Genomic DNA, 16,110 nt, shown 5'->3' on the forward strand with positions numbered 1-16,110 from the left:
GAGTGAAAGAATGCCGTTTCCAGATAATTTTTTATGGGGAGGAGCCACTTCTGCGGCACAAATAGAAGGGGCATATAATAAAGATGGTAAAGGGATAAGTACCGCTGATGTGATGACTTTGGCTGAGGATGGACACCCTCGTGAAATAACTGAAATAGTTGAGGAAGAACGCTTTTACCCTACTCATCAAGCCATTAAACATTACGATTATTATGAAGAAGATATCGCTTTATTTGCGGAAATGGGTTTTAAAGTTTATCGTTTGTCTTTCGCTTGGACCCGTATTTTCCCAAATGGGTATGATGATGAGCCAAATAAACAAGGTTTGGATTTTTATGATAAAGTTATCAATTTATGTTTATCCTATGGAATCGAACCACTAGTGACATTGCAACATTTTGATACTCCGATGGGATTGCAAAAATTTCACTTTTGGAAAGGAAGAGAAACGTCCGATTACTATGTCAGGTATGCTCAAACTGTGATAAACCATTTTAAAGGACGGGTTCATTATTGGTTGACCTTCAATGAAATTAATAATATGTCTACCATGTCTTGGAACGCAGGCGGGATTCCTACAGGTGCTAGTGAAGAGGATAAAATGATTGCGGCTTATCATCAATTTATTGCAAGTGCGAAAGTAGTTAAACTTGCCCATGAAATTGACGAAAATAATCTGGTTGGCATGATGTATAATGGTCACTTTTCTTATCCTAATAGCAGTCATCCTGATGATATTCAAGGAAACGAAGACTTTCAGAAGCTAATGATGTTTTACGCTGATGTCCAAGTACGTGGCGAATATCCTTTGTATAAGTTAAAAGAGCTAGAAAGACTAAATATCAAACTTCCAATGCTGGATGGAGACAAGTTGATTTTAAAAGAAGGAACGGTTGATTTTATCTCTTTTAGTTATTATTTAACCCATGTTTGTGGACGTAATACAAAAGGGATTTTTAAAGGATTGAACGGTTTAGAAACAGGCTACAAGAATCCTTATTTGGAACGTTCTGAATGGGGCTGGCCAATTAATCCGAAGGGGTTACGCTTTGCTCTAAATACACTCTATTACCGATACGAGAAACCGGTAATGATTGTTGAAAACGGACTAGGGGCAAGGGATAAAGTTACAAGTGATGGCAGAATTCATGATGACTATCGTATTGACTATTTAAAACGTCATTTATTAGAAATTGAAAAGGCGATTGATTTGGATGGTATCCCAGTTATGGGCTATACCTCTTGGGGACCAATCGATTTGATTTCCGCAAGTACTGGTGAGATGAACAAGCGATATGGATTCATCTATGTTGATGTAGATGATCATGGCGTTGGGACCTATAAACGTGTTAAGAAAGATTCGTTTTATTGGTACAAGAAAGTTATCGCTTCAAATGGCGAATCTTTGACCTAGTGTATGAAACTTTAAAAATAGGAAAGGAGATAACATGGTAGAGAATATACTTTATCTCATTGTTTCACTTGTGGCAACGATCATTGGCTCGTTGACCGGTATTGGCGGCGGAATTATTTTAAAGACACTGGTCGATTTTTTTAGTGACGATTCAGTACTCGTTATCAGTTTTTATACAACCGTTATCGTCTTTACTATGTGTATTGTCTCGATTTATAAGCAGCGAAAGAGTGGCTTTCAATTTAATTTTAACGTTCTAATTGGAATTTGTGGTGGATCTTTATTGGGAGGATACTTAGGAGACTATTTGTTAAACAAGATGGTTCGTAATTATACACAACAGCAGGTCCAGCTTTCACAATCGCTCATTCTTTTCATTACGCTCATTTTCTTGATCATTTATAATAAAATAGGTCCGAAAAAAGCAAAAGTAGAAAAACCGTCACTTTTACTGACGCTCTTATTAGGATTAGCTTTAGGCAGTATTTCAATTTTTTTGGGAATTGGCGGCGGTCCATTAAACGTGTCATTGTTAGTTATCCTATTTGGTTATAGTATGAAAGAGGCAGCGATTTATTCTTTAGCTACCGTATTTTGCTCGCAGATAGCGAAAATCATTTCTATTGTCTATGTGGGAGATTACGGGCAATTCAACTTGAAGTTAGTACCATTTTTGATCATTATCGCTATAATAGGCGGCTATTTAGGTACAGTGTTAAATCAAAAGCTAAATTCTCAAAAAATCGAATTATTATATGCTCTCTTCATGGTAGGGTTGTCCTTGATTACTTTAATGAATATTTTCAGATATATGGTTTAGTAATTTTCTACTACTAAAAAAGACTTCTCTTTTATCAAACAAAGAGAAGTCTTTGGTCGTCATTTAGTAAGAAACTTAAAGGCAAGATTGTACAAGTAAAGCTATCTCTTCAACCATTTCCATATGTGCGTTTTTATCCCAAGTTAATCCTAGCTTCAATTTGTAAGGACAAGAAATAAAATCCTCTGGTAAAATCGTGAATTCCTCATTGATCAATGATTCTGGTAGTAAGGAAACCGCCAGACCACTTTTTACGCAATCTGCGATATTCTCTAGCATACTGCTAGTAAAGACTACTTCAAAATCGATATTTGTCTTTTTGAGGCAATGAAGGGAATGATTATTGACGATACAGTTGTCCGAAAACAAAGCAATTGGCAAAGGACGATTCGATTCCACATCAAACGCTTGATTTGCCACCCAAAAAAGCTTCTCCTCCCACAAAGGAATATCTTCTAAATATTGCGGCTCCATTGCGACAATTGCGACATTTATCTTGGCTTCTTCGATTTGTTTGCGGATAGCTCGACTTCTTGAACAGACAGTCGAAAACGAGAAGTTCGGATATCTTTTTTTTAATAAGGGATAAATTCGCTGAAGATACAACTTGGAGTAATCTGTAGGCAAGCCAAAAGTAACCGCGCCTTCCCAATTGGAATTACTCATTGAGTTAAATGCTTTGTCATTTAATTCAAGTATTTTCTTTGCGTAATTGTAGAGTGTTTCGCCAGTTTGAGTAAGTGTGAGCGTGTCCTTATTACGAATGAACAATAGCGTTCCGACTTGCTCCTCCAGCTTTTTAATCTGAGTGCTGACAGATGAATGAGAAAGATAGACCAATTCAGCTGTGGTGTTAAATTTGCCCGTTTCTGCTGCGATCATAAATGTGTTTAAGTACTCCAGATTGAACCGCTCGCTCATACCAATACCCTCCTGATTGATTACTCATTCACATAGTACATTATCATAGAGTCAAAAGCATAGCAATTCTTCATTATAGATAAAGTTCAATGTTCAATTTTTTTGAATCAAGGGTTCAAATTGATTCGCTTGGATTCAAGTTTCTTCTATTTATAATTGAACTTACACGAGGTAGAAAAGAATTAGAAAAATTCTTTCTAACAATGTGAAAATAAATACAATCGAAAAATAGGAGGATTTGTATGAACGGAATTCCAAAAAAAATGGCTGGTGTCTATTTAACAGGAAATGGCGGTTTTGACAAACTTGAGTATCGTACCGATATTCAAACACCGATGCCAAAAGCTGGAGAAGTATTAGTAAAAATTGGAGCGGCAGCAGTGAATAATACAGATGTAAACACACGTATTGGCTGGTATTCCAAAAATGTTAAATCAGAAACGAACGCCGGCGGCGCGGCTGGATTTGAAGAAGAAGTAGAAGAGGATGGTTCTTGGACAGGGGCCGCGATGCAATTTCCGAGAATTCAAGGTGCAGATGGTTGTGGAACAATCGTAGCTGTCGGAGAAGGTGTTAGTGAAGATCGGCTTGGTGAACGTGTACTGATCAGAACGATGCAGGAACTCCCTTCAAGTGATAAAGGACTGGAATGTATTACTTATGGGTCTGAATGCGATGGGACCTTTGCAGAATATGCTGTAGCACTTTCAGATGAAGCCTTTGTTATCAATTCTGATTTATCAGACAAAGAATTAGCTATTTTTCCATGTTCTTATTCGACTGCTGAAAACTTGGTGGTACGTGTGGAGGTAAATAAAGACGATGTTGTTTTAGTAACCGGAGCGTCTGGTGGTGTGGGCTCGGCGTTGGTTCAGCTCGTAAAAATTCGTGGGGCAAAAGTCATTGCCGTATGCGAACCTGATCAAGAAGAACGTGTTCGAGGCTATGGTGCAGATGAGATTGTTTACCGAGGAGATAGCTACATCGAAAAAATCGGTCGAATGAAGGTCGATGTTGTATTAGATATGGTCGCGGGAAATCAATGGCCAGAATTGTTAGAAGTCTTGAAAAAAGGCGGAAAATACGGTGTCGTTGGCGCTATCGGCGGCCCAATGGTAGAGCTGGATGTTCGGACACTGTATTTGAAGGATCTGAGTTTGTTTGGCAGTACTTACCAAACAAAAGAAGCCTTTACCAACCTGATTGAGTATATTGAACAAGGAAAAATTGAACCAGTCATCGCTAAGGAATTTCCATTGCAAGACATCGTAAAAGCGCAGGAAGCCTTCCTTGAAAAGAAATTAATCGGAAAATTTGTGTTGAATGTTTCGGGAGAATAATCTCAAAAGAAGTTTTGTGTGATTTCACAACAAAAACCTCTTAAATGAAGGGGGATATTTATTTGAAAGGCGAATCATTATCAACCGTTAGAAAATATTCAATGATTGCATTACTCGCTTTTTTCGGCGGCTGTATTTACAAAGTAACCTACTTACGGGAAGTGTTTTACGATCAAGTCATCTCGGTGCTTGGATTAACCAATGCTCAGCTCGGGCTATTATCAAGTGCGGTGGGGATAAGCAGTATGATTGGGTACTTCTTTGGCGGCTTTTTGGCCGATCGCTTCAGCTCACGAAGATTAGTTACTTTGTCCTGTTTTAGTGGTGGATTATTAACGTTATGGTACATGACCTATCCATCATTTCTATTTCTGATGATCATTCATATTGCGACTGCCCTTAGCGGCACCTTGATTTTCTGGGCGGCGTACATTCGGATTGTCCGCATTTTAGGTGGTTCAGATGGACAGGGAAAATATTTTGGTTTTTCAGAGGGAATCCGCTCCTTATTCGGTGTTGTTTTGCCCTTTGGCGCATTAGCTATCATGGAAATGATTCCGGCAGAAAGAGTAGGCTATCGCAGTGTCTTGCTTTACTATGCGATCTGCTATTTTGTGTCAGGAATTCTGGCTCATTTTATCATTGTTGATGTTCATGATGAAGCTGAAAAGCAGGTCTTTAAAAAGGAAGATTATATCAAGCTTTTTAAAACACCTGGCTTATGGTTAGTCTCTTTATTGATCTTTGGTACGTATTCTGTTTTCGCTTTACAGTCTTATACGACTCCTTACATGAGTGGTGTTGTTGGAATCTCCAGTGCAACTGTCGGAAGTATCGCAATCTTCCGACAGTATGGGCTCGGGTTGATTGCAATGCCGATTTATGGAATAGTTGCAGATAAGATGAAGTCTTCGGTAATGACATCAATCGTGGGGTTGATCCTTCTTGTTGGTAGTTCACTAGCAATGATGCTGTATCCTGCAACATCCTCGCCAATTGTGATTATGGTATTGGTGTTGGCCATCGGATTTTTTGTTAGTGGCGTTCGAGGTGTCTATTATGCGACGATGGATGAAGCGAAAATTTCTAAGGCTTTATCAGGTACGGCCATCGGGATTATTTCTGCGATTGGGTTTAGTCCAGATGCTTTCATGTTCTCACAGGTTGGCGGCTGGCTGGACAAGTATCCTGCTGAACAGGTGTACCGAATGATTTTCATGTATATGGCAGCGATGAGTATGGTAGCTGTCGCAGCTGGGGTGACAATTTTAGTCCTGGCAAAAAGAAAGAAGACCATCGAGAAAGGATCATTGATTGAGGAAGATATTCAGTAATGTTAATAAGAAGTTGTTCTTTGTTCCAGCGACATTAGCGATTCTGGTCGTACTTAGCGGCATTTTCTTTAAGGAGCAGTTCGAAGCGCTTATTTCCTTAGCTTTTAACTACTCAGAAAAATACATGGGCTGGTTCTATTCATTAGGAACGTTTCTGTTGATGCCATTTTGTCTTTGGGCAGCGTTAAGTAAAGTTGGAAATATTCGTTTAGGTGGAGAAAATGCCAAGCCGGATATGAGCCCGTTTTCATGGATCGCGATTACCTTTACTTCTGGAATGGCGATGGGGGTCGTTTTTTACGGAGTAGGAGAAGGCTTAACCAATTTTATGGAGCCGCCAAAATTTACTGCTTTAGCAAGCGGGAGTGTGGAGGCAGCAGAGAGTGCGCTTCAATATGTGTATGTTCATTGGGGATTTCAAGCCTATAGTATTTATACAGCTGCGGCTTTGGGCTTTGCCTTTGTATTATGGAATCTGAAAAAGGGCTTTTCATTAAGTGCAGGATTATATCCGCTGATAGGAGAGAAGGCCAACGGTTGGATCGGTTCGTTGGTCAACTGGCTATGCTTATATGTATTAGTCGCATCGTTAGGAACGAATGTTGGTCTAGGAACGCTTCAACTTTCTTCAGGAATCAATTTCATTTTTGATACAAAGTTAGCACCTGGCGTTTTACAGATAATTATTATTGTCGTGCTAGGAGTAATAAGTATTACCGCTGCTTGCTCAGGAATACACAAAGGGATAAAATTTGTCAGTACCTTCAACATGCTGATATTTTTCGTTTTGTTAGTAGGCGCATTTGTCTTTGGCGGAACGATATTTATCCTGAATAATACGATCAGTTCCTTTGGAAAATATTTAGATATCTTGATTCCACAGGCGTTATATTTAGAGCCGGTTAAAAAGACCGGTTGGGTCGCTCGTAATACGATCTATTACTGGTCTTGGTGGATTACGGTGGCACCATTGACAGGTTTGTTCTTATCGAAGCTAGGAAAAGGACGGACGATTCGACAGTTTGTTGTGGTGAATCTGTTGGTTCCGGTTGGCTTTATTGTGGTCTGGTTTGGGACTTTCGGTTCATCAGCTATTTTGCGGCAATTGAAGGGAACAGATATATGGAGTACGGTTCTTGAACGAGGATATCCAGTCGCATTCTTTGCCTATTTGGATACGCTGCCGTTAAATACGATCTTCTTATTGCTAGGGTTATTAGCAGTGTTTCTATCCTTTATTACGCAGTCAGAATCGATGATTTATACGATTGCTGAAATGACGAGCTTAGAGAAGAACAAAGGGCGTTCAACGAATTTTTTAAAAGTATTTTGGGGAGTAATGATTTCAACGATGGGCTTTGTTTTAATCCATTCGGGAGGATTGGAAACCGTTCAGACCTCTGTAGTGATGCTAGGTGTGCCCATCCTAATTATTCTCCTAATCAACTGTGTCTCATTTATAAAAGCGACAACGAAAAAAAATCCTTAGGAGGAACTATTTATGGCCTTTAAGCGAATGTTCAATGCAGTCGAAACACATTGCGGAGAACCAATGCGTGTTGTAACTAGCGGAATACCAACGATCCCAGGAGATTCTGTTTATGAGCAATCAAATTGGTTGAGAGATAATGACGACCAATTCAGAAAACTAATGTTGAGAGAACCACGCGGCTATCCGCCATTGTGCTGCAACTTGATCGTTCCAGCGAAAGATCCTCGTGCGGCGGCTGGCTACATTATTATGGAGCAAATCGAATACCCAATGATGAGTGGGGGAAATACGATTTCGGTTGCTACCGCTTTACTTGAAACGGGGATGATACCAATGGTTGAGCCCGTGACAGAATTTAATTTAGAGGCGCCAGCAGGATTGATTGGTATCAAAGCCGATTGTGAGAAAGGCAAAGTAAAACAGGTGACGTTTTCCAATGTCCCTGCCTTTGCGGTTCATTTAGACAAAGAAATTGATGTCCCACATCTTGGAAAAGTCAAGGTCGATGTTGGCTGGGGCGGCATGTTTTATGTGTGTATCGATGTCCGACAATTCGAAGGCTTGGAGCTAGTTCCTGAAATGGGAAAAGAAATCGCGAAGGTCTCCGCACTTTGTATGAAAGCTGCCCAAGAGCAATTAAAAGTAGAGCATCCGGATTATCCAGGAATCGGCATTACTATTTCCGAATTACACGGACCAACTGATAATCCAAATGCGGATTGGAAAAGTGTCAATACAGTGTTTACTGGCGATATCGATTTTGATAAGCCTGAAACATGGACAGGTGCTTTAGATCGTTGTGCCTGCGGAACAGGAACCTGTGCACTCATGGCGATCAAGCATGCCAAAGGCGAACTAAAAATCGGAGAAGCCTTTCGCCGCGAAGGTTTGCTAGGTGTGATTTTCACCGGTCATGCCGTGGAGGAAACAGAAATTCATGGACACAAAGCAATTGTACCAACAATCGGCGGGCAAGCGTGGATTTACGGTTACAGTCAGTACGTTTTGGACGAAACAGATCCATTTCCAGAAGGCTTTACAGTTGGAGATATTTGGTAAGGAGTACGTGCTTACAATGATACTTTGTTATCCTGAAGCCCAATCATCTATATTGGTGATTGGGTTATTTATGTATTACCGGATGGGGAAAGTATTGTTCAAATTAAGTATGAAGCTGCTTTGTTATTAAAATAAGGCATATTTACATTCCTTGATTTTTCATGCTATCTTAAGTCAACCGATCACGAAAGGAAGCGATAGAATGAAACTACTCCAGTTAAAATATTTTCATACGGCTTGTCAATTCAATAATATCACTCAGGCAGCAGAATTTTTACATATTTCACAACCAGCGATAACTAAAGCGATTCGTGATTTGGAGGAAGAATTTGGTGTTACCTTGCTTCATAGAATGAATCGGGGCTTCAAACTCACTCAAGAGGGAGAAATCTTTTTAGGATATGCGGACGATTTAATCAAACAGTCAGATCAAGTCGTAGAAATGATGAAGGACTATGGAAAGAATAGGAAATTGATTCGTCTAGGTGTGCCGCCGATGATTGGAACCTGTTTTTTTCCAGAAATCTATAAATCGTTTAAATCGCTGTACCCTGAAATAAAAGTCACGACAAAAGAAGAGGGAAGTAAAAATCTGCTTTCTATGCTAGATAAGGACGCGTTAGATATTTTGATTTTGCCAACTAACGAGCTTTCATCTGACGAGTACAACATCATCAATTTTCTGACGACGGAGACAGTTTTTTGTGCTTCTGAAAAACATCCTTTATCTGATCGAACTGAAGTGGAGCTAAGCGATTTTATCAACGAACCTTTAATTATGTTCCACGATGGCTACTATCACAGCTCATTGATTTATGAACTGTTCTCGAAACGAAATGCTGAGCCAAATATCATCCATACCTCTACACAGCTGCAAACGATCATTCAGTTCATTTTAAATGACATCGCATGCGGTTTTCTCTTCAAAGAAGTTGTGGAATCAATTCCGACAGTAAAAGGGATATCCTTGAGTAAAAAACTAAAGATCAATATCGGATTAGTTTATAAAAAGAACAGCTTGATGTTTACAGATATGATCAAATTCATCGATCATATCAAAAGTGAAGCCATCTGATATAAAAAAAAGTTATCGCGATGAAAGATTTTGATATTTTTCACCGCTTCTTTTGTCTTGTAAGATGAATGTATAAATGATGTTAAGAGGTGGACGGTATGAATTATAAAATTGCGGTCATTCCCGGTGATGGTGTAGGACCTGAAGTGATCCGTGAAGGGTTGAGAGTTCTAGACTATATTTCAACTGTAGATTCTAGGTTTCATTTTGAATACACTGAGTATCCTTGGGGATGCGAATATTATAGTGAGAACAAAAAGATGATGGATGACGACGGTCTAGAAAAATTGGAAGAATCAGATGCCATTTTTTTAGGGGCTGTAGGATATCCCGGAGTTCCTGACCATGTCTCATTATGGGAGCTACTGCTTGTAATACGTAAACGGTTTGATCAATACGTCAATATCAGACCGGTCAAACTATTAAAAGGTGCTCCTTGTCCTATCAAAAACAAATCTACGACAGATATTGACATGCTGTTCATCCGTGAAAATACAGAAGGTGAGTATGCAGGAAGCGGCAGCTGGTTGTTTGAGGGGAAGGAAAATGAAGTAGTCATTCAAGATAGTGTTTTTTCTAGAATCGGCTGTGAGAGAATCATCCGCTATGCCTTTGAAGTAGCACGCAAAGAAAAGAAAACGCTTACTAGTGTCAGCAAGGCAAATGCATTGAACTATTCAATGGTTTTCTGGGATCAAATCTTTGAAGAAATCAGCCAAGAGTATCCAGAGGTTGAGACTCACAGCTACCTAGTAGACGCAGCAAGTATGCTAATGGTTACGCAGCCAGAACGATTCCAGATCGTTGTGACGAGCAATTTGTTTGGGGACATTCTCACTGATCTAGGTGCTGCGATTGCTGGTGGGATGGGACTTGCCGCGGGAGCGAATATCAATCCAGAAAAGAACCATCCATCGATGTTTGAACCGATACATGGTTCGGCTCCTGATATTGCCGGAATGGGGATTGCGAATCCGATGGCAACGATATGGACGGCTGGGCAAATGCTGACTCATCTTGGTTATCCGGAATGGGAAGAAAAAATTATCCATACGATCGAACAGGTCTTGAGTGAAGGGAATGTGCGAACGCCTGATTTAGGCGGAAATGCCACAACAAGCGAAATTACTGATGCGGTGATCGAGAAGCTATCGAATTCTGACATTCCGATAAATTTGATTGCTGATTAACTAAAAGTTTTCATTCAGTTTTATTTTGGAGAGCAGGTGAGGAACATCGCGAATTATTTTGAAATTATGATGGTACTTTGTTTTGGACTGTCATGGCCTTTGTCCGTCTACAAATCCTATGTTTCACGTACTTCAGAAGGAAAAAGTTTGTTTTTTGAATGCTTTATTTTTACAGGATATATATTTGGAATCGTTGGAAAAGTTCTAAATGGCACGATCAGTTACGTTGTGATTTTTTATGTGATTAATTTAGTGATCGTTGGAGTTGATATTTGTTTGTACTTTCGAAATAGACGATTGGATAAAGAGCGGGAAAGACTTTGTTTAGAAGATGAAAAAGAGGTTGCATGAGAATTATTTGAATTTTGAATTAAGGAGAGAAGTGTGATGACTAAGAACTCATTATTTCCAATGGCGGATATTTCGGGAACACCCTATGAAATTGGCAAACAGCATGGAACATTATTTAGCAAACAGGTACTTTATTCGATTGAAAGCTACAAAGTGATGTTTAAGGACTATTCCGATTTGGATTGGGAGAGGGCAAAAGAAATGGCGCAAAGGTACATTGAACCGATTCGCATCTATAATCCAGACTATTTAGATGAAATGCGAGGGATTGCCGATGGCGCAGAAGTTTCTTTTGACGATATTTTGACACTGAATGCGAGAAGCGAGTTGGCCCTGCAAGGGAATGCATCGTCCGCGCCAGAAATCGATGGGTGCACCTCCTTTGTTTTCCTTCCAGAAGTGACGGAAGAAAATCACACACTAGTCGCTCACAACTGGGATTGGAAGGAATCAAGAAAAGCGTCGATGGTTATGATGAATATTACCCAAAGTAACGGAAAACCAACCATTCATATGATTACAGAAGCTGGAATTATAGGGAAAACAGGCTTTAACAGTTGTGGAATCAGCGTCTATTTGAATGCGCTATCGGTGGATTCGCCGCCAACGGGATTACCGCTGCATATTGCGATGCGAGGAATTCTAGATTCTAAAACATTGAGTGAGGCGATGTCTGCTGCTGTAAGTAAGCCTTTAGGCTGTTGCGCCAATTTTGTGATTGGAAGTAAAGATGGTGAAGCGGTGGACATTGAAATATCCAATGATGATTTTGATGTGATTCTTCCCAATGATGGAGTAATCGTTCATACGAATCATTTTCTCAGTCCGAGACTACCTCGTGATCCCTATCATGATACCTTCAAACGAAAACTACCGGATACATTTTTAAGACAGTATCGAGGGGAGCAAATGGTAAAAAAACAAAATAGACTGTTTTCAGTTGAATCGATTAAGGAGATGCTAAAAAATCATACAGGTTTTCCTGATTCCATTTGTCGGCACAGTAATTCAGCGGTATCGGAAGGACAAAGATTAGCCACAGTATTTTCAATTGTCATAGATTTAACAGCTAGTACAATGTTTTTCTGCCCAGGCTCACCTTGCGAAGAGGACTTTCAGGTGTATCAATACAACGAATAAAGGAGGTTGTCATGACCAAGTTGCTAGAAAAATTTCTAAAGGACGCTGAAAAAAAGAATCTGTATCTCTTAGCTGCTCAAATCAGAAAAGAAGACAGGATCGTTGACGAGTGGACCAGATTTTCAGCAAAACCAAGATTTGAGACGTATTCTATTTCAAAAACATTTGTTGCGGTTGGCGCAGGAATTGCTATAAAGGAAGGTCTCATTCGCTTAGAGGATCGAGTAACGGATTACTTTCCAGAAGAAAGCTACGATGTTAAAAATAAAAACGCTTTAAATGCGACGATCAAGAATTTATTGACGATGACCTCTGGTGTCAGTAAAACGATGCTGTGGAGAGATGGTCATGAGCGGAAGCATGAACGAGATTGGGTTCGCTATTTCTTTAAGCATGCAAAATTTCTCGATCAACCAGGCACAACCTTTTTATACAACAATGCGAATCCTTATATCTTGGGATGTATTATCGAAAAACAGTCTGGACAAAATCTTAGAGAATATTTGAGATACCGTTTGTTTGAACCTTTAGAGATTCACAATGTTGAATGGACCAGCTGTCCAATGGGGCACACGATAGCGGCAAATGCGTTGCAATTAAGTATTGATGAACTCAGTAATTTTGGTCAATTTTTATTGAACAAAGGTGAATACAACGGCAAACGAATCGTTTCAGAGAAATTTATCGATGACATGCTCACACCATATTCCGAGAGTGGTGAACGGATTCCCAGTGATCCGCCTGTTAAGGCAGGTTATGGCTATCAGACGTGGATTGATGGCGTAAATAATGCAGGCTACATGTGGGGAATCTTTGGCCAATATTGTGTTGTGATCCCAGAAAAAAAGGCAGTCATTACCGTATTGTCATTAGAACCGTCTGACGGAGGCTCTAATGGCAAGTACGACCAGTCACCGCTGCGACAGATAATCTGGCAGGATTTGGTGACGAAAGTCTGATCAAATTGGTTTTAATTTTTATTAATTATATAGAGGAGGCTACATTATTATGAGTACCAAAAAGGACATTCAAATTTGTATTAACCCACACTTTGATGCTGTATCTTTATGGATCGGTTCGTGGGGCGGCGAAGATTCACCTTGTGATATCTCCCGTGGTGTGTATGGTGCGAAACGAGGAGTGCCACGTCTCTTAGAATTATTCAATCGCTATAACATGAAAGTAACCTGGGGAGTAACGGGGCATTCGATGGAGAGTTTTCCTAAAGCGGCCGAAATGATTTGTGATGCAGTAAAAAATAAAGGGCATGAGATCGGTATCCATGGGTATTGCCACGAGAATCCCTTAGCGATGACCCGTGAACAAGAAGCGGCAGTGCTTGACCGCACAATCAGCACGATCGAAAAAATCTCTGGCAAAAAACCGGTTGGCTATATGGCACCGTGGTGGGAGCTAAGCAAGAACACAGTGGAATTATTACTTGAGCGCGGAATTAAATATGATAGCAGCTTGATGGAGGATGACTTCCATCCATACTATGTTCGGGTTGGAGACAGCTGGACAAAGATCAATTACAACGGTTCAGCCGAAGATTGGATGAAACCATGGCAGGCTGGTGAACCAGCAGATTTAGTTGAAATTCCATGTAGCTGGCATTTAGATGATGCCCCACCGCTACTATTTGTAAAAGCATCCGCAAACAGTCATGGGTGGATTACCGGACGTCAATTGGGCGAAATCTGGCAGGATCAATTTGATTGGGTTTACCGTCATCATGATTATGCAGTGATGCCAATCACGATCCATCCAGATGCCTGCGGAAAACCTCATGGCTTGATGATGTTGGAAAGACTGTTTGATCATATGCTGTCTCATGAAGGCGTACGTTTTGTAACCATGGAAGAAGCCGCAGATGATTATCGTAAGCGGGCACCATTTGGCTCTAATATTGAACTCGGCGGACCAAGCGGACTTCACGTTTAAAATCAAAACCAATCGATCAGGCTGTCTTACGCGAAGACAGCCTGAATCTTATAAAAAATCAGAGGTGAATGACGATGTGCGGAGCATGTGGAGTATTAAATGGCGGGGCGGATTGGCTAGAACGTGCAGAAAATCCCGATGGTATAGGAGCAGAAGAGCATACGACACGAAGAGCAGAGCGTCAAAGACTAATCTTTATGGTAAACGAGCTGTTGTCTCCTAGCCGGGTGAAGTTATGCGATTTCCATACAAAGCTGATTATTAAAGGACCCACAGGACAAATGAAGATCGTTGATGACCTAGCACATGTTTGGCTAACAGCGGATGAGATTGGATTATGTGCAATCGATCCTCTGGATGAAGAATATTTATCAGCTATTGGGATGGGAAAGAGGTAATTAAAATGGACAATCGAATTCCTGTTACTGTTTTGACTGGTTTTTTAGGTAGTGGAAAGACCACCCTTTTGCAGAACCTTTTGGATTGCGATGATGGTGCTGGTGTTGCGGTAATGATTAATGAACTAGGCGAAGTGGCGCTAGATCATTTATTTGTCCAAAAGCTCACTGAAAGTACAGTAGTTTTGAAAAACGGTTGTATTTGCTGCACGATGCGAGAAGATTTGCAGACAGGGTTGCATGAGCTGATTGATGGGCGCTCTAGAGGCATTATTGCGCCTTTTGATCGTGTCGTCGTAGAAACTACAGGGCTTGCTGATCCAACACCGATCGCGCAAACACTCGACGGTGATCCAATGCTGAGAAGACAGGTTCGTTTAGCCAACATCGTTACCACGGTTGATGCGATATTCGGTGCTGAACAGATCGACACACATAAGGAGAGCTTAAGACAAGCGGCTATTGCGGATCGATTGGTTCTGACAAAGACAGATATCGCCACATCAGAACAATGTGCCTTAACAAAAAGTAGAATAAGTCAGATCAATCCAATGGCAACAATCTTAGATTCAAATGAATCAGAAAATCTATGGTCTATGCTGTTTGACATTGATCCCTTTAATCCAGAAACAAAAAGCAAGGAAGTACAAGTCTGGCTTAACAAGCTGCCTAATATCAGTACAGTCGATGAACATCATCATGAAGAGGCGAATGACGATCACCATCATTATCATGAGAAATTCCATGATGAGGAAAATAGTATTCAAACATTTTCGATTCGTACAGAAAAACCATTAGACTGGACTGCTTTTGCCATTTGGTTATCTGCTTTAGTTTATCGCCATGGTCAGAAAATCCTGCGAATAAAGGGACTTCTCAACGTGCCTGGCGCTTTAGGCCCAGTTGTTCTCAATACGGTCCAAAGTCATATCACCCCACCGTTACATCTAGACGAATGGCCGGATGAAGATCATTCCTCAAGAATTGTCTTTATTGTTCAAGAAATCTCACCTCAAATGGTTCGAAAATCACTCAATCATTTTTTATCGCTATTGGAAGAAGACACACAGATACTAACGGAGGTAAATAAAATATGAAGATAAAAAATCATACGCCTATTGCGCTTTTTGTCGGTCTGCAAGCATGTATTATTCAAATTATTGATCAATCGATACACAGTATGTTTCCTCCAGAAGGAAATGGCGGCTTCGCTTGGGTGTCATTTTTAGCTTGGGCAACTTATTTTATGGCTGGATGTACCATAAAAGATGGCGTGCGTTCCTTTATTGGATTTGTTATTGGAATGACCGCAGGTATTGTCATCATTTTATTGTCAGGCCCATTTACTTCATTGGGATTTTTTGCGACACCTTTAGCTATATTGATTATCGCAACAATACTCTTTTATCTTGAAATCGCCCCTCACATGTTTAGTTTTGTACCATCCGTTTATATCGCTTGCGGTGCCTATTTTGGCTGTATGACCTATGTTCCTGGAGCTACTTTCTCCTCAATTTTTATTAGTGAGCTTACCTTTCTAACTCTTGGCCTATTTTTCGGCTGGATGACGATTGCCTTCAAGACATGGTATGAAACCAGAAGCAGTGGAGAAAAGGTCTTAGACTAAGAACT

General features: G+C 40.3%; 16 protein-coding genes. 15 read left to right on the top strand and 1 reads right to left on the bottom strand.

Annotated features, from left to right (window positions below):
* Nucleotides 1–10: 10 nt before the first annotated feature.
* Entirely contained in the window at nucleotides 11–1,414 is a 1,404-nt protein-coding gene (locus IGI44_RS21105; RefSeq protein WP_438789880.1) for a glycoside hydrolase family 1 protein, read from the top strand.
* A gap of 34 nt (nucleotides 1,415–1,448) precedes the next feature.
* Nucleotides 1,449–2,234: a sulfite exporter TauE/SafE family protein gene (locus IGI44_RS21110; RefSeq protein WP_438789881.1), complete on the top strand. Its 786-nt coding sequence runs from the start codon at nucleotides 1,449–1,451 to the stop codon at nucleotides 2,232–2,234.
* Nucleotides 2,235–2,309: 75 nt separating this feature from the next.
* Here the strand turns inward: IGI44_RS21110 and IGI44_RS21115 are convergent, their stop codons facing one another.
* A complete protein-coding gene (locus IGI44_RS21115; RefSeq protein WP_438789882.1) occupies nucleotides 2,310–3,155 on the bottom strand; it encodes a LysR family transcriptional regulator in 846 nt (281 codons plus the stop codon).
* 242 nt (nucleotides 3,156–3,397) lie between these two features.
* On the opposite strand from IGI44_RS21115, the gene IGI44_RS21120 reads away from it, so the two are divergent.
* The 13 genes from IGI44_RS21120 to IGI44_RS21180 all read left to right on the top strand — a co-directional run bounded on the left by IGI44_RS21120 (nucleotide 3,398) and on the right by IGI44_RS21180 (nucleotide 16,105).
* The gene (locus IGI44_RS21120) at nucleotides 3,398–4,495 is read left to right on the top strand and encodes an alcohol dehydrogenase family protein (RefSeq protein WP_438789883.1); all 1,098 of its coding nucleotides are present in this window, start codon (nucleotides 3,398–3,400) and stop codon (nucleotides 4,493–4,495) included.
* Nucleotides 4,496–4,557: 62 nt separating this feature from the next.
* Nucleotides 4,558–5,829, top strand: coding sequence for an MFS transporter (locus IGI44_RS21125; protein ID WP_438789884.1), 1,272 nt, complete (start codon nucleotides 4,558–4,560; stop codon nucleotides 5,827–5,829).
* Nucleotides 5,810–7,318, top strand: a complete 1,509-nt coding sequence (locus IGI44_RS21130) for a BCCT family transporter (protein WP_438789885.1) — start codon at nucleotides 5,810–5,812, stop codon at nucleotides 7,316–7,318. Before IGI44_RS21125 ends, IGI44_RS21130 begins: the two co-directional genes overlap by 20 nt.
* 12 nt (nucleotides 7,319–7,330) lie before the next feature.
* Complete coding sequence (locus IGI44_RS21135) at nucleotides 7,331–8,380, top strand: proline racemase family protein (RefSeq protein WP_438789886.1); 1,050 nt, start codon at nucleotides 7,331–7,333, stop codon at nucleotides 8,378–8,380.
* A gap of 202 nt (nucleotides 8,381–8,582) precedes the next feature.
* Nucleotides 8,583–9,455 (top strand): LysR family transcriptional regulator, encoded by an 873-nt coding sequence (locus tag IGI44_RS21140; RefSeq protein WP_438789887.1) that lies wholly within the window; start codon nucleotides 8,583–8,585, stop codon nucleotides 9,453–9,455.
* A gap of 98 nt (nucleotides 9,456–9,553) precedes the next feature.
* A complete protein-coding gene (locus tag IGI44_RS21145) occupies nucleotides 9,554–10,645 on the top strand; it encodes a tartrate dehydrogenase (RefSeq protein WP_438789888.1) in 1,092 nt (363 codons plus the stop codon).
* A gap of 147 nt (nucleotides 10,646–10,792) precedes the next feature.
* A complete protein-coding gene (locus IGI44_RS21150) occupies nucleotides 10,793–10,996 on the top strand; it encodes a hypothetical protein (RefSeq protein WP_438789889.1) in 204 nt (67 codons plus the stop codon).
* Nucleotides 10,997–11,032: 36 nt separating this feature from the next.
* Nucleotides 11,033–12,136: a C45 family autoproteolytic acyltransferase/hydolase gene (locus IGI44_RS21155; RefSeq protein ID WP_438789890.1), complete on the top strand. Its 1,104-nt coding sequence runs from the start codon at nucleotides 11,033–11,035 to the stop codon at nucleotides 12,134–12,136.
* Nucleotides 12,137–12,147: 11 nt separating this feature from the next.
* Nucleotides 12,148–13,095, top strand: coding sequence for a serine hydrolase domain-containing protein (locus IGI44_RS21160; protein ID WP_438789891.1), 948 nt, complete (start codon nucleotides 12,148–12,150; stop codon nucleotides 13,093–13,095).
* A 49-nt stretch (nucleotides 13,096–13,144) separates the two neighbouring features.
* Nucleotides 13,145–14,080: a polysaccharide deacetylase family protein gene (locus tag IGI44_RS21165; RefSeq protein WP_438789892.1), complete on the top strand. Its 936-nt coding sequence runs from the start codon at nucleotides 13,145–13,147 to the stop codon at nucleotides 14,078–14,080.
* A gap of 74 nt (nucleotides 14,081–14,154) precedes the next feature.
* A complete protein-coding gene (locus tag IGI44_RS21170; RefSeq protein WP_438789893.1) occupies nucleotides 14,155–14,478 on the top strand; it encodes a hypothetical protein in 324 nt (107 codons plus the stop codon).
* Between the two features lie 5 nt (nucleotides 14,479–14,483).
* On the top strand, nucleotides 14,484–15,575 hold the full coding sequence (locus IGI44_RS21175) for a CobW family GTP-binding protein (protein ID WP_438789894.1): 1,092 nt from the start codon (nucleotides 14,484–14,486) through the stop codon (nucleotides 15,573–15,575).
* The gene (locus IGI44_RS21180; RefSeq protein WP_438789895.1) at nucleotides 15,572–16,105 is read left to right on the top strand and encodes a DUF1097 domain-containing protein; all 534 of its coding nucleotides are present in this window, start codon (nucleotides 15,572–15,574) and stop codon (nucleotides 16,103–16,105) included. Before IGI44_RS21175 ends, IGI44_RS21180 begins: the two co-directional genes overlap by 4 nt.
* Nucleotides 16,106–16,110 lie beyond the last annotated feature (5 nt).

The organism is Enterococcus sp. DIV0756 (assembly GCF_051710745.1).
In the GTDB taxonomy this organism is placed as follows: Bacteria; Bacillota; Bacilli; order Lactobacillales; family Enterococcaceae; genus Enterococcus_A.

Excerpts from the sequence above, each read along its gene's own strand:
- IGI44_RS21105 (WP_438789880.1), top strand. The coding sequence starts at position 11 with ATGCCGTTTCCAGATAATTTTTTATGGGGAGGAGCCACTTCTGCGGCA.
- IGI44_RS21110 (WP_438789881.1), top strand. The coding sequence starts at position 1,449 with ATGGTAGAGAATATACTTTATCTCATTGTTTCACTTGTGGCAACGATC.
- IGI44_RS21115 (WP_438789882.1), bottom strand. The coding sequence starts at position 3,155 with ATGAGCGAGCGGTTCAATCTGGAGTACTTAAACACATTTATGATCGCA.
- IGI44_RS21120 (WP_438789883.1), top strand. The coding sequence starts at position 3,398 with ATGAACGGAATTCCAAAAAAAATGGCTGGTGTCTATTTAACAGGAAAT.
- IGI44_RS21135 (WP_438789886.1), top strand. The coding sequence starts at position 7,331 with ATGGCCTTTAAGCGAATGTTCAATGCAGTCGAAACACATTGCGGAGAA.
- IGI44_RS21140 (WP_438789887.1), top strand. The coding sequence starts at position 8,583 with ATGAAACTACTCCAGTTAAAATATTTTCATACGGCTTGTCAATTCAAT.
- IGI44_RS21145 (WP_438789888.1), top strand. The coding sequence starts at position 9,554 with ATGAATTATAAAATTGCGGTCATTCCCGGTGATGGTGTAGGACCTGAA.
- IGI44_RS21155 (WP_438789890.1), top strand. The coding sequence starts at position 11,033 with ATGACTAAGAACTCATTATTTCCAATGGCGGATATTTCGGGAACACCC.
- IGI44_RS21160 (WP_438789891.1), top strand. The coding sequence starts at position 12,148 with ATGACCAAGTTGCTAGAAAAATTTCTAAAGGACGCTGAAAAAAAGAAT.
- IGI44_RS21165 (WP_438789892.1), top strand. The coding sequence starts at position 13,145 with ATGAGTACCAAAAAGGACATTCAAATTTGTATTAACCCACACTTTGAT.
- IGI44_RS21170 (WP_438789893.1), top strand. The coding sequence starts at position 14,155 with ATGTGCGGAGCATGTGGAGTATTAAATGGCGGGGCGGATTGGCTAGAA.
- IGI44_RS21175 (WP_438789894.1), top strand. The coding sequence starts at position 14,484 with ATGGACAATCGAATTCCTGTTACTGTTTTGACTGGTTTTTTAGGTAGT.
- IGI44_RS21180 (WP_438789895.1), top strand. The coding sequence starts at position 15,572 with ATGAAGATAAAAAATCATACGCCTATTGCGCTTTTTGTCGGTCTGCAA.